Source organism: Rhodocaloribacter sp., assembly GCF_056451265.1.
In genome coordinates this window covers 147,494-160,111 of the sequence record NZ_JBWOPL010000035.1, presented here as the reverse complement: position 1 = coordinate 160,111, position 12,618 = coordinate 147,494, and the positions used below count along the sequence as shown (strand labels likewise).

Sequence of the window (12,618 nt, the reverse complement as noted above, 5' to 3'; positions counted from 1 at the left end):
AGAGGGGAAGGAGGGGCGATGCTCTATCTGACGCTGGCGATTGCCTGCAACCTGGCCATCGCAATGATCCTGAAGTATGCCGGTCGGCAGGGCATGGATCGCGTGGCGATGCTCGCGGCGAACTACGCCATCGCCGTCGTGCTCGCGCTCATCTTCCTCACCGTCGGCGGAGCCCCGGCCGGCCGTACGCTTCACCTCGATCCCGGACTCGTCGCGCTGGGTGTCTTTGCGGGCACGCTCTTCATCGAGAACTTTTTCATCTATGCCTATGCCACGCACGTGGCGGGGATGTCGTTGGCCATCGCCGTGATGCGGGTGGCGGTCGTCATCCCCTTCATGGCGTCGTGGTGGATCTGGGGCGAGACCCCGACGCCGACGCAGGGAGCCGGCCTCCTGCTCGCGACCATCGCCTTCTTCCTCATTGCGCGACCCGGCCAGGAGGCGGACGGAGCGCATCCGGAGAGCCGGGAGAAGGGCAGACACCGGGCGCGGATCTTCGGCGTGCTCCTGCTCCTGTTTTTTGGAAGTGGGCTCGTGGACGTGAGTCTGAAAACGTTCGACGAGGTGTATGCAGCGGAGAACAGCCGTCCCCTTTTCCTGCTCATGCTCTTCGGCGTGGCCCTGATCATCGGCGCCGGCTTTGTGGTGCGGGCACGCCTTCGGACCGGCCGCTGGCCTTCCCCTCGCACGCTGAGGTGGGGAGCGCTCCTGGGCCTCGCGAACTACGGTTCCGCCGCCTTCTTCCTCCGGGCCATCCGTGAACTCTCGGGGCCGTTCGTCTTCCCCGTAAACCACATCTCCCTGGTGATTGGAGGGGCGGTTCTCGGCGTGCTCGTGTGGGGTGAGCGGCTCTCACGCGTAAACGTGATCGGGCTCGCGCTTGCGGCGGCGGCGCTCGTCTTGCTCAGCGTCTGATCACTTCTCAGGCCGGATACGTCGGATAAGGACGCTCCATGATGTACGAGCGCAAGGTGTCGATCTCAAAATCCTTCTCCAGATTCTCCACCCAGAGCACGTCCCGGAGGGAGACGACCCCGAGCAGCCGATCCTTATCGGCTACGGGAATGTGGCGAATGTGCTTCTGACGCATGATGCGATGCACCTCCATGCGCGGCGTGTCCGAAGGAACGACGATGACGTCGGGGGTCATCACGTCCCGAATCGGCGTGCTTTTCGGGTCGAGGCCTTCGAGCATGACGCGCCGCATGGCGTCCCGCTCGGTGAAAATACCGACCAGCTCGCGGTTGTTCGCCATGACGAGGATCGCGCCCACATTGTGAAAAGCCATCCTCCGGACGGCTTCGTGGACCGTGGCTTCCGGCGAGGTGTAGATCACGACTCCGCCGGTTCGAAGTACTTCGGAGATGGGGCGATGCATGGGAAATCCTTTGGGTGGATGAGGGTGGGAAATCGGGTCTTCACAAAATCATCACACATTTTAAAGACATGGGGAAACAAGGGGTTCCGCAGGCTTCCGGAATACTTCGATCCGGATTGCCGGAACTTTCAAAAATTTTTGAAACCAGCGGTTGGGGCTCGCGTTCATGAGCCAACATCTGCGGAGAAGGCAGGATGAAAAGGAAACGCGATCGCGCGCGCGAAAGGGGAGACTTCGGCATTCCTGCCGGGACGTTGTCGTCCGCCGGATATCGGTACCAGGCGACGATCGAAGACTTGCTCGAATATGCCGAGAAGGTCTTCGATTACGTCCCGATGGCCAGGCTCGTCGACTATGCGGACCGCTGGCTCGAATCCCCGAGGACCCTCACGATATGGGCGATGCCGGTCCTGCTGATGACCCTGTCGCCGATTCAGGCGGCGCTGGTCGGATTGGGGCTCTATCTCGTGTGGAAAAGTCTTTCGCCGGCGATGGTCAGTCTGGCTCTGGCGAAGGTCTTTCGGCTCTTCGGGCAGGTGTACCTTCAGGGGATCTACTACGTGTTCATGATGAGCGTGCTCGCCGCCACCGGGCAGATGACGGCGATGTGGACGGGACTGGCCGCCTTCATCGTTTTGCGGTGGGGGTTGCTCGAACGCCTCGTCGCGCCGGTGACCGAGCGGTTGCACCGGGCATTATTTGCGCTGCCCGTGCCCGATCAGGTGCTTCGCGCCTTCATCCACCGGGCCGCACTGAAACACCGCGTATCGTTGCCCGAACTGGAGCGTATGGAGCAGCGCATCCTTCAAACGTGGACCCGGAAAAAAGGCGATGGGGGATGATCAGGGAAAAGCTTCGTGGAGGCAATCGTGTCGTTTTTTGCGTATTCTCCCGCCTCCCGAAAGGACATAAAGCAAGGTGAACATGCGTTCGAAGCGTAAGGATTCGGAGACGGTGCTGTACGTGGTGCGGCACGGGGAGACGGAGTTTAACCGCCGTCGCATCGTGCAGGGGCGGAAGGTCGATGCCTCGCTCAACGAAGCCGGACGCCGGCAGGCGGATGCGCTCGCGCGTCGCTTCGCAGACGAGCGGCTCGACGCCGTCTATGCAAGCACGTTGCGCCGGGCGCGGGAGACGGCGTCGGCCGTCGCGGCGAAACACCCCGGCGTCCCGGTGAGGCATCTCCACGACCTCGAAGAGATGAGCTGGGGCGACTATGAAGGGCGGCCTTTCGACGAGCACGTCCGCGCGATGTACGAACGGATGGAAGCGCTCTGGCAGGCCGGTGATTTTTCCCGGCCCGTGACGGGCGGCGAGTCCATTGCGGAGGTGCAGGCGCGCGGCCTGAAAGCGCTCGATCACATCCTCGCGCGGCATCCCGGGGAGACGGTGCTCGTGGTCGCGCACGGACGTTTCATACGCGTCCTGCTGGCCTCTATCCTGCCGGGCTATGGCCTCGAACGGATGCGCGAGATCAAACACGCGAACACAGGCGTCAACCGGGTGCGCTTCGGCGCCGGCGCGCCGACGGCCGACTTGCTCAATTGCACCGCCCACCTCGAAGCCGCCGAGGCGGCGCCCATAGGGTAGCGACGAAGCGCCGCGCTTTTCGATAGATGAAGTGAGTTTGTATGCACGATCACAGGAGCGCCATATCGACGGAACTCGGGCCGGACGCGGCAGACGCGCGCGAGCGGCTCGTCGAAAAGGTGCGCCGGGTTTTGCACGGGGGCAACGGATCGCGGGCCGGACGCGAGCAGATCGTGCGGGTGTCCGTTCCGATGGCGTCGGTGAACCTGTTTGACTGGCTCCACGCCCGAAAGGAGACGGAAAAGGCGTACTGGTCCGGTCGCCGGGATGGGATGGCGGTGGCTGCCGCCGGCGTCGCCGACGTGTGCGCGGGGGCGTCCGGTCCGATCTATGCGCCCCTCACCGAACACCTGGCGCCCCTCCTCCGGACGGCGCCGAGCGGGGCGCGGTATTTTGGCGGCATCCGCTTCGATACGGAGCGCCCCGTGGCGGAGGACTGGCGCGCGTTCGGGGCGTACCGTTTCGTGCTCCCGCGCTTCGAGCTCGTGAGACGCGAGGGGGAGTATCGCCTCGCGTGCAACCTAGTGCTCCCACGCGACCGGGAGCGCCTTCCGGAGATCTCGGCCGAGATCGCGCTTCTGACGATGCCGTCCGAGACCGTCGACGGACCGCTGCCTCTGCCTTCGACCCGCCACGACGCCCCCGACGCGGAGGGCTGGCGGCGCAATGTCGCGTGGGCGCTCGATGCCTTCACGAACACCGGACTCGACAAGGTGGTGCTCGCGCGAAAGGCGACGTATACGTTCGCCGATGCCATCTTGCCCGAGCGGCTTCTGCGCCATCTCGAACGCGTGACGCCGAACTGTTTCCACTTCCTGTTCCAGCTTCCCGGGGGCGATGCGTTCGTGGGGGCGACGCCCGAGCGGCTCTTCCGGCGGGAAGGGCGGTCGATGTGGAGCGAGGCGGTGGCCGGCACCCGTCCCCGCGGCGAGACAACCGTCGCCGACGCGCGTCTGCGCGAAGAACTGATGCACAGCGAGAAGGATCAGCGCGAGCATGCGTATGTGCGCCGGAGCATCGGCGAGACGCTGCGGCCCCTGTGCCTTCGGCTCGACGTGGATGCGGCGGCGTCGGAGATGGCGCTGGCGCGCGGGCGGCACCTCGTCTCCGGCATCCATGGGACGCTCCGCGACGGCGTGACCACGCTCGACCTCCTCGAAGGGTTGCATCCGACGCCGGCCGTAGGCGGCTATCCGAAGGACGCGGCGCAGGCGGCGATCCGGCAGCTCGAACCGTTCGACCGGGGCTGGTACGCCGGACCCGTAGGCTGGATCGGACGCGAGGCCGCCGAGTTTGCGGTGGCGCTCCGCTGCGGCCTCGTGCGGGAACGGCGCCTCTCGCTCTTCTCCGGCGCAGGCATCGTGCTCGGCTCGACCCCGGACGCCGAATGGGAGGAGATCGAACACAAGATCGTGGACTTCATCAAGGTGTTCGGGCTTGATCTTCGACGCGCCAAATAGAAACCTCCTGTGGGCCGGACTGCTCATCGAAGAGCTCGTTCGGAACGGCGTCGATCATTTCTTCCTCGCTCCCGGCTCCCGCTCGTCTCCACTGACGGCCGCCGTGGCCCGACATCCGAAGGCACGGCGGGTGATGCACTTCGACGAGCGGGGAACGGCTTTCGCGGCGCTCGGGTACGCCCGCGCCACGGGGCGTCCGGCGGCGTGGGTCACCACCTCCGGAACCGCCGTCGCCAACGGGATGCCCGCCGTGGTGGAGGCCGCCACGGACGCCGTGCCGATGGTGCTGCTCACGGCCGACCGGCCGCCCGAACTCCGCGAGACCGGAGCCAATCAGACCATCGACCAGCCCGGTCTCTTCGGAGCGTACGTGCGCTGGCGTTTCGACCTCCCCGCGCCCGACGTCTCTATCGATCCGGCTGTTGCGCTCACCACCATCGATCAGGCGGTATACCGCGCAGGGAGGACGCCCGGAGGACCGGTGCACCTCAACTGTATGTTTCGCGAACCACTGGCCCCGGACGAAGGCCGCCGCGCCACACGGGCCGAGCGCAAACGGCTCCATGCCTGGTTGGAGGCGGGGGAGCCGTACACGACCTATGCCCCGCCGCTTTCCCTGCCGGCGTCGGAGGCGATGGACGACCTCGCGGCGTCGCTCCGGGGCATCGAGCGAGGGATCGTGGTGGCGGGCAGGATGCGCACACGGGCGGAGGGATGCGCCGCCATCCGTCTGGCCGAACGTCTGGGGTGGCCGCTCTTCCCCGATGTCGGCTCACAGGTGCGGCTCGGTCGCGACTGTGAAGCGCCCGCCCGCGTCGCGTTCTTCGATCAGGTGCTCACGAATGAGGCTTTCGCGCATGCGCACCGGCCCGACGCGGTCCTTCATCTCGGCGGGCGCGCCACTTCGAAACGGCTTTCCCGGTTCCTCGAAGCATCCCGGCCCGCCCCGTTCGTCGTCGTCCGAAACGATCCGTTCCGCTTCGACCCGGCGCATCAGGCGTCGCATCGTTTCGAGAGCGACATCGGCGCATTCTGTGAAGCGCTCGGCGCGAGGATCGCGCCGCGGACGGCGCGTCCGTGGTCGACGGCGTGGCGCGCGGCTTCGGACCGGGTGCGGGCGCGCCTGACGGCGTTCTTTTCCGAGGACGAAACGCTCTCCGAACCCGCCGTGGCGCACCTCGTCTCGAGGCTCGTTCCCGCCGGCAGCGGGCTCGTGCTCGCTTCGAGCATGCCGGTGCGGGACGCGGACGTCTTCGCCACGCCGGACGGGGAGGCCGCGCACGTGGCCCTCAACCGGGGCGCGAGCGGCATCGACGGGACCGTGGCGACGGCGACGGGCTTCGCGCACGGACGGGCGGCTCCCGTCACCCTCCTCATCGGCGACCTCGCCCTCCTGCACGACCTCAACGCGCTCGCGCTCGTCCGCACCGTGCGCCATCCGTTCGTGATCGTCGCGGTCAACAACGACGGCGGCGGCATCTTCCATTTTCTCCCCATCGCCCGGCATCCGGAAATCTTCGAGCCGTATTTCGGCACGCCGCACGGCCGCTCCTTCGAGCCCGCCGCCCGTATGTTCGACCTCGCGTATGCGCATCCCACCACGAAAGCCGCCTTCGTCGAGGCTTTCCGCGAGGCCCATGCCCGGCGCGCCGGCACGCTCATCGAGGTGCGGACCGACCGTGAGGAGAATCTTGCCCTGCACCGGACCCTCGAATCTCGCGCGGCGGAAGCCGTCGCTTAGCGCCGCGTGGTTTTTGTGGTCGCCCGCCGTTATTATCTTGTCATGAAGACGGATCATCGGGGATCGGAAATGAAGGCATCGGAGCAGGCTGAGCAGCGCGTGGTGAGCGCACCCGTGCACCGGGTCGCCGGGGAAACGGTCACACCTGCCTTGGACGAGATCGCCGTGGAAGAGCCGCTCGAGATTCGCCTCGTCTACGGCCCCGCCGATGCGCGCACGCGCCGACGCCTCTCCGTGACGATGCGGACGCCCGGGCACGACGAAGATCTGGCGACGGGCTTTCTCCTCGCCGAAGGCCTCCTCCACGTCGCCGGGGATTGCCGCGTGTTCCGGAGCCGCAGCGACGCCTCGGGAGGGGACGTGCTCACGGTCGAACTTGCCGAACACGTCACGTTCCCTCCGGATCGTCTCGAACGACAGTTTTACACGACGTCGAGTTGCGGCGTATGCGGCAAAACGTCCCTCGAAGCGCTCCGCATGGCCGCGTGCTCCGATTTGCCGAAAGACCGTCCCTGTCTCGACGCCGCGCTCATCCACCGTCTCCCCGAACGGGTCCGCCGCGAACAGAGCGTGTTCGAGCAAACCGGCGGGCTTCACGCCGCGGCTCTGTTCGATGCCGAAGGTCGGCTCCTCGTTTTACGGGAGGACGTCGGGCGGCACAACGCCGTGGACAAGGTGTTCGGGCACGCCGCGCGCGAAGGGCGGCTCCCGTTCCACGACGGCGTGCTCTTCGTGAGCGGGCGGATGAGCTTCGAACTCGTGCAGAAGGCGATCATGGCCGGCGCGCCGGTGATGGCGGCCGTCGGAGCCCCGTCGAGCCTGGCGATCCGGCTGGCCCGCGCCTTCGGCGTGACCCTCCTCGGCTTCGTGCGCGAAGGTCGGTACAACGTCTACAGCGCGCCGTGGCGCATTCGCGGATGCCTCTCCGGTGACGGCGGGGTGCTCGCGCATGCGGCGGCATCTTCTTCATAAAGTGATTCAGCGTCATGAAACTGCGCATCCATGAAAACAGCATCCGTCTACGCCTGAAACCCTCCGAGGTGGAGGCCTTCCGGCAAGACGGTAAGGTGGAGGATACCCTGTGGTTTGGCGCGGGGATCTATCTCGCTTATGGCCTGAGAGCGTCCTCGAAAACGGACGTGCTCGAGACGGCCTTCTCCGAGAATCGCCTCCGGATCTTCGTCCCCGAGTCCTGGGTGGAGCCGTGGGTGGACTCCGACCGGGAGGGCTTCGAAGGCGTTCAGCCCCTCGACGGTGGGGGCATGATCCGCATCATTGTGGAGAAAGACTACAAGTGCCTCCATCGTCCTTCGACGCAAGCCGACGACGACGTTTTCCCGCATCCTCTGGCTGAAGAAGGCTGATCCCGTTCGAGGCGCCTCGGCCCTGCGAAACTGCCCGTTCCGAGCATATCGACCGACCTCATATGAAAAGCACCCCACGGGAAAAACGCGGCGCGTCCGCATCGTCCGGCGATGGGCGAGCCGTCGCGGCACAGCCTCCGGCTCCCGAGCCTCCTCCCGCACTCGATGATCCCGGCAGAGCTGCCGCGGGTCCGGCGTCGGTCGCCTCGGCGATGCGGCACGCGTTTGGCGAGATGGGCGTGCGCCGCAGTCTCCACGTGCTGGCCCGCGTCAATCAGAAAGACGGGTTCGACTGTCCGGGCTGCGCCTGGCCCGATCCCGACGGCCGACGTTCGCGCATGGCCGAGTATTGTGAGAACGGAGCGAAGGCGGTGGCGGAGGAGGCCACGAAAAAACGCGCCACGCCCGAGTTTTTCGCCGAGTGGTCCGTCGAAGCGCTGTCGCGTCAGTCGGACCACTGGCTCGGCAAACAGGGGCGGCTGACGCATCCGATGGTGCTTCGGCGCGGGGCGAAGCACTACGCGCCCATCGCGTGGGAAGAGGCCTTCGGCCTGATCGCTTCGCGGCTGAAGTCCCTCGAGACGCCCGACGAAGCCGTTTTTTATACGTCCGGGCGCACGAGCAATGAGGCCGCCTTTCTCTTTCAACTCTTCGTCCGCCTTTACGGCACGAACAATCTTCCCGACTGCTCGAATCTGTGTCACGAGTCGAGCGGGCGAGGGCTGAAAGAGGTCATCGGGGTCGGCAAGGGCACCGTGACGCTCCGAGACTTCGAAGAAGCCGAGGTCATCCTCGTCGTCGGTCAGAATCCGGGGACGAACCATCCGCGCATGCTCACGACGCTCCAACGGGCGAAGCGACGCGGGGCGAAGATCATTCACGTGAACCCGCTTCCCGAGACCGGGCTGAAGCGCTTCCGCAATCCACAGGAGGTCTTCGGATGGCTCGGCAAAGGCACGCAGCTCGCCGACCTCTTTCTTCAGGTCCGCATCAACGGCGACGTGGCGCTCTTCAAGGGGCTCATGAAGATGCTTCTCGAAGAGGAGACGCGGCGGCCCGGCGAGGTGCTCGACCTTGCCTTCATCCGGGAGCGCACGGAAGGCTTCGAAGCTTTCGCCGGGGATCTCCGCCGGACGTCGTGGGAGGAACTGGTCGAGGCAAGCGGCATCGGGCGGGAGCAGATGAGTCACGCCGTCGACCTTCTCGCGCCTGCGCGTCGGATCATCCTGTGCTGGGCGATGGGGCTGACGCAGCACAGGAACGCCGTCGCAAACGTGCAGACGATGGTCAACCTGTTGCTTTTGAAGGGGGCGATCGGGAGACCGGGCGCGGGCGCGTGTCCGGTGCGCGGGCACAGCAACGTGCAGGGAGATCGCACCATGGGCATCTGGGCGAAGCCGTCCGACGCTTTCCTCGACCGCCTCGCCGCCGCCTTGGGATGCTCGCCGCCGCGTCGACCCGGCCTCGACGCCGTCGAAGCCATCGAGGCGATGCACGAAGGCCGGGTGAAGGTCTTTTTCGGCCTGGGCGGCAATTTCCTTTCCGCCTCGCCCGACACCGAATACACCGCCGAGGCGCTTCGCGCGTGCGACCTCACCGTGCACGTCTCCACGAAGCTCAACCGGGGGCACCTCGTCACGGGCGCGGAGGCGCTCATCCTCCCGTGCCTCGGACGCACCGAGCGCGACGTGCAGGCATCCGGCCCGCAGTTCGTCACCGTCGAGAACTCGATGGGCATCGTGCACCCGTCGCGGGGCGACCTCGAGCCGGCGTCCGGACATCTTCTGAGCGAGCCGGCCCTCGTCGCGCGCCTGGCGCGGGCTGTCCTCGGCGACGGCGGCCCGGTGGACTGGGAAGCGCTCGCGGCGGACTATGACCGCATCCGGGACCGCATCGCGGAGGTGATTCCGGGCTTCGAGGACTTCAACCGGAGGGTGCGTGAACCGGGCGGCTTCTATCTGCCCAATGCCGCCCGCGAGGGGCGCTTCGAGACGGACTCGGGACGGGCAAGGTTTACCGTGCACGAGGCTCCCCGCCACGGTCTCGAGGACGGCGAATACCTGATGATGACCATCCGCAGCCACGATCAGTTCAATACGACGATCTATGGTCTCGACGACCGGTACCGGGGCGTTCGGGGCGGGCGGCGGGTCGTGTTCATGCACCCGGAGGACGCGCGTGTGGCCGGTTATCGGGCGGGGGATCGCGTGGACCTCGTCTCGACATATGCGGGCAAGCGACGTGTGGCGGAGGCGTTCACCGTCGTTCCCTTCAGCATCCCGCGCGGGTGCATCGCCACGTATTTCCCCGAAGCGAACGTGCTCGTGCCCGTGCACGAGACCGCTCATAAGAGCAATACGCCCGTGTACAAATCGGTGGTCGTGACCATGTGTCCCGCCGCCGGTGGGTCGGCATGAAGCCGGTCGGTCGGGGCTCTCCTTTCCGGGAGAAGACGCCCGTGCGCACGTTCTCCTACCGCGCCGTGGGCGAACCGCGCGAGGAGGCGGTGCTCTTCGTGCATGGATTCATGGGTTCGTCGCGGGACTGGGTGGAGCTGGCGCCCGCCGCGTGTGAGGGGCGATACGGGATTGCGGTCGACCTGCCGGGGCACGGCGCTTCGGTGGGCCTCTCTGCGGAAGCATACACGCCGGCGGGGGCGTCGGCGGGGCTGGCGCGCGTGCTCGACGATGCCGGCGTGCGCCGGGCCGTGGTCGCAGGCTATTCGATGGGGGGAAGGGTGGCGCTTCATTTTGCGCTCCATCATCCCGAGCGCTGTGCCGGACTCGTGCTCGAATCCGCCTCGCCCGGTCTGGCGCGCGCATCCGAGCGGGCCCTCCGCCGCACGGTGGACGCCCGGAGGGCCGAACGGATGTGCGACGACTTCGGGGCCTTCCTCGACGACTGGTATCGGCAGCCGCTCTTCGCCTCGCTCGCCCGGCACGAAGGGCTTCGCGAGCGTATGATCGAAGCGCGTCGACGAAACGATCCCGCCGAACTCGCGCGGGCACTCCGAGGCATGGGGACCGGGGAAATGCCTTCGCTGTGGGAACGGCTTCCGTGCCTGGGGGTTGCTACGCTCGCCCTCGCCGGGGCGCTCGATGCGAAGTATGCGGCCCTCGCCCGACGTGTGGCGCGATCCGCACCGCACGCGACGGCGGCCGTTGTGCCACACGCCGGGCACAACGTGCACGCCGAGCGTCCCGATGCGTATCTTACCCACCTCCGCGCGTTCCTTCAGAACCTATCCGTCTGAATCAAACCCTTTCGATATGTCGAAAAAGCACCATTTTACCCATCGACCGCAGGTGTCCGGGCCGTTTCAATGGGCGGACGCCGGATCGTATACCGACATCAAGTATCACAAAGGCGTGCCCGGGACCAACACCGAGGGCATCGCGAAGATCACGATCAACCGTCCCGAGGTGCGCAATGCGTTCCGCCCGCTCACGGTCAAGGAGATGATGCATGCCCTCGGGGAGGCGCGGGACGACCGGAGCGTCGGCGTAATCGTGCTCACCGGCGAGGGGCCCGATGCTTTCTGTTCCGGCGGCGATCAGCGCATCCGGGGGGATCACGGGTACAAAGAGGCCGACGACCCTTCGATGCAACGGCTCAACGTGCTCGATTTTCAACGGATGATCCGGACGTGTCCGAAGCCCGTCATCGCGATGGTGGCCGGATGGGCCGTCGGCGGCGGGCATGTGCTGCACGTGCTGTGCGACCTGACCATCGCCGCGGACAACGCCAAGTTCATGCAGACGGGCCCGAAGGTCGGCTCCTTCGACGGCGGATACGGGGCGAGCTATCTTGCGCGGATCGTCGGGCAGAAGAAGGCGCGGGAGATCTGGTTCCTCTGTCGTCCCTACGATGCGCGCCAGGCGGAGGCGATGGGCCTCGTCAATACGGTCGTCCCGCTCGAAGCGCTCGAACGCGAGACCGTTCAGTGGTGCCGCGAGATTCTTGCCAACTCGAACATTGCCATCCGGATGCTCAAAGCCGGGCTGAACGCGGACTGTGACGGGCAGGCGGGGCTTCAGGAGCTCGCCGGTCACGCCACGATGCTCTTCTACATGACGGAAGAGGGTCAGGAGGGGAAGAACGCCTACCTCGAAAAACGCCCGCCCGAGTTCGACCGGGAAGGGTATCGTCCCTGAGTCTCCTGAACCAGCGAAACGGTTATGGAAGCGACCCCGGCGCGGCGTCCTTCGCGGCTGAAGGTGTGGATGTGGGCGGCTCGCCCGAAGACGTTGTGGGCGGCCTTCTCGCCCGTGCTCGTGGGTGTGGCGATGGCGGCGGGGGACCACGCGGCGCATCCGCTCTCGGCAGTGCTTGCGATGCTCGGGGCGGTGCTCATCCAGGTCGGCACCAATTTTTATAACGACTACGCCGACTTCGAGAAAGGAGCCGACACGAGCGAGCGAAAAGGGCCGCTTCGGGTGACGCTGGCGGGACTCGTGCGTCCCGAGGCCATGAAACGCGCTACGTTCCTCACCTTCGCCCTCGCGGTCGCGGCAGGGGGGTATCTCATGTGGCGCGGCGGCGGGCCCATCGTGATCATCGGCGTGTGCTCGATCCTTTTCGGCCTGCTCTATACGGCGGGACGGTATTCGCTCTCGTATCTGGGCATCGCCGATCTCTTCGTGCTCATCTTTTTCGGGCCCGTAGCCGTCGGGGGAACGTATTACGTGCAGGCGCTCACGCTGCCCCCCGAAGTGCTCGTCGCCGGGATCGCGCCCGGACTCCTGTCCGTGGCGATTCTTCTCGTCAACAACATTCGCGACGTGGACGAAGACCGGGCGGCGGGGAAGCGGACGCTCGTCGTGCGGCTTGGCAGGAGCTTCGGCGTGGGACTCTATGCATGCTGTGTCTGCACGGCTTTGCTCGTGCCGGTGGCGCTTTATCTGTGGGATGGAAGCCATCCGTGGGCTATGGCGACGGTCGCGCTCTTGCCCCTCGCGGTTGCTTCCGTGAGAAAGCTAAGGGCCGTCCGGGATCCGCGCGCACTCAACCCGCTTCTGGGGGAGACGGCCCGGCTGCTCCTTCTCTACAGCCTCGTCTTCTCCGTCGGATGGATCGTTTGAGGAC

General features: G+C 66.3%; 12 protein-coding genes. 11 read left to right on the top strand and 1 reads right to left on the bottom strand.

The window, feature by feature from the left end:
- Positions 1 to 18: 18 nt before the first annotated feature.
- A complete protein-coding gene (locus AC1HIY_RS05560; protein ID WP_479575723.1) occupies positions 19 to 915 on the top strand; it encodes an EamA family transporter in 897 nt (298 codons plus the stop codon).
- Positions 916 to 922: 7 nt separating this feature from the next.
- Here AC1HIY_RS05560 and AC1HIY_RS05555 read toward each other — a convergent pair whose 3' ends face one another.
- The gene (locus AC1HIY_RS05555) at positions 923 to 1,378 is read right to left on the bottom strand and encodes a CBS domain-containing protein (protein ID WP_479575722.1); all 456 of its coding nucleotides are present in this window, start codon (positions 1,376 to 1,378) and stop codon (positions 923 to 925) included.
- Between the two features lie 194 nt (positions 1,379 to 1,572).
- Between AC1HIY_RS05555 and AC1HIY_RS05550 the strand changes: the two genes are divergently transcribed.
- The 10 genes from AC1HIY_RS05550 (at position 1,573) to AC1HIY_RS05505 (ending at position 12,614) form a co-directional block, all read left to right on the top strand.
- A complete protein-coding gene (locus tag AC1HIY_RS05550) occupies positions 1,573 to 2,220 on the top strand; it encodes a hypothetical protein (RefSeq protein ID WP_479575721.1) in 648 nt (215 codons plus the stop codon).
- An 82-nt stretch (positions 2,221 to 2,302) separates the two neighbouring features.
- Entirely contained in the window at positions 2,303 to 2,968 is a 666-nt protein-coding gene (locus AC1HIY_RS05545) for a histidine phosphatase family protein (protein ID WP_479575720.1), read from the top strand.
- A gap of 41 nt (positions 2,969 to 3,009) precedes the next feature.
- Positions 3,010 to 4,428 carry an isochorismate synthase gene (locus AC1HIY_RS05540; protein ID WP_479575719.1) on the top strand — a complete coding sequence of 473 codons (1,419 nt, stop codon included), beginning with the start codon at positions 3,010 to 3,012 and terminating at the stop codon, positions 4,426 to 4,428.
- Positions 4,406 to 6,169, top strand: coding sequence for a 2-succinyl-5-enolpyruvyl-6-hydroxy-3-cyclohexene-1-carboxylic-acid synthase (gene menD, locus AC1HIY_RS05535; protein WP_479575718.1), 1,764 nt, complete (start codon positions 4,406 to 4,408; stop codon positions 6,167 to 6,169). Before AC1HIY_RS05540 ends, menD begins: the two co-directional genes overlap by 23 nt.
- A 69-nt stretch (positions 6,170 to 6,238) precedes the next feature.
- Positions 6,239 to 7,141 (top strand): formate dehydrogenase accessory sulfurtransferase FdhD, encoded by a 903-nt coding sequence (gene fdhD, locus AC1HIY_RS05530; RefSeq protein ID WP_479575717.1) that lies wholly within the window; start codon positions 6,239 to 6,241, stop codon positions 7,139 to 7,141.
- A 14-nt stretch (positions 7,142 to 7,155) separates the two neighbouring features.
- On the top strand, positions 7,156 to 7,533 hold the full coding sequence (locus tag AC1HIY_RS05525; RefSeq protein WP_479575716.1) for a DUF7009 family protein: 378 nt from the start codon (positions 7,156 to 7,158) through the stop codon (positions 7,531 to 7,533).
- 62 nt (positions 7,534 to 7,595) lie between these two features.
- Positions 7,596 to 9,950, top strand: coding sequence for an FdhF/YdeP family oxidoreductase (locus AC1HIY_RS05520; RefSeq protein WP_479575715.1), 2,355 nt, complete (start codon positions 7,596 to 7,598; stop codon positions 9,948 to 9,950).
- A gap of 41 nt (positions 9,951 to 9,991) precedes the next feature.
- On the top strand, positions 9,992 to 10,786 hold the full coding sequence (menH, locus tag AC1HIY_RS05515; RefSeq protein WP_479575714.1) for a 2-succinyl-6-hydroxy-2,4-cyclohexadiene-1-carboxylate synthase: 795 nt from the start codon (positions 9,992 to 9,994) through the stop codon (positions 10,784 to 10,786).
- Positions 10,787 to 10,802: 16 nt separating this feature from the next.
- Entirely contained in the window at positions 10,803 to 11,687 is an 885-nt protein-coding gene (gene menB / locus AC1HIY_RS05510) for a 1,4-dihydroxy-2-naphthoyl-CoA synthase (protein WP_479575713.1), read from the top strand.
- A gap of 24 nt (positions 11,688 to 11,711) precedes the next feature.
- Positions 11,712 to 12,614 (top strand): 1,4-dihydroxy-2-naphthoate polyprenyltransferase, encoded by a 903-nt coding sequence (locus AC1HIY_RS05505; protein ID WP_479575712.1) that lies wholly within the window; start codon positions 11,712 to 11,714, stop codon positions 12,612 to 12,614.
- Positions 12,615 to 12,618 lie beyond the last annotated feature (4 nt).

Coding starts and splice junctions, on each gene's coding strand:
- AC1HIY_RS05560 (WP_479575723.1), top strand. CDS start 19: ATGCTCTATCTGACGCTGGCGATTGCCTGCAACCTGGCCATCGCAATG.
- AC1HIY_RS05555 (WP_479575722.1), bottom strand. CDS start 1,378: ATGCATCGCCCCATCTCCGAAGTACTTCGAACCGGCGGAGTCGTGATC.
- AC1HIY_RS05550 (WP_479575721.1), top strand. CDS start 1,573: ATGAAAAGGAAACGCGATCGCGCGCGCGAAAGGGGAGACTTCGGCATT.
- AC1HIY_RS05545 (WP_479575720.1), top strand. CDS start 2,303: ATGCGTTCGAAGCGTAAGGATTCGGAGACGGTGCTGTACGTGGTGCGG.
- AC1HIY_RS05540 (WP_479575719.1), top strand. CDS start 3,010: ATGCACGATCACAGGAGCGCCATATCGACGGAACTCGGGCCGGACGCG.
- fdhD (WP_479575717.1), top strand. CDS start 6,239: ATGAAGGCATCGGAGCAGGCTGAGCAGCGCGTGGTGAGCGCACCCGTG.
- AC1HIY_RS05525 (WP_479575716.1), top strand. CDS start 7,156: ATGAAACTGCGCATCCATGAAAACAGCATCCGTCTACGCCTGAAACCC.
- AC1HIY_RS05520 (WP_479575715.1), top strand. CDS start 7,596: ATGAAAAGCACCCCACGGGAAAAACGCGGCGCGTCCGCATCGTCCGGC.
- menB (WP_479575713.1), top strand. CDS start 10,803: ATGTCGAAAAAGCACCATTTTACCCATCGACCGCAGGTGTCCGGGCCG.
- AC1HIY_RS05505 (WP_479575712.1), top strand. CDS start 11,712: ATGGAAGCGACCCCGGCGCGGCGTCCTTCGCGGCTGAAGGTGTGGATG.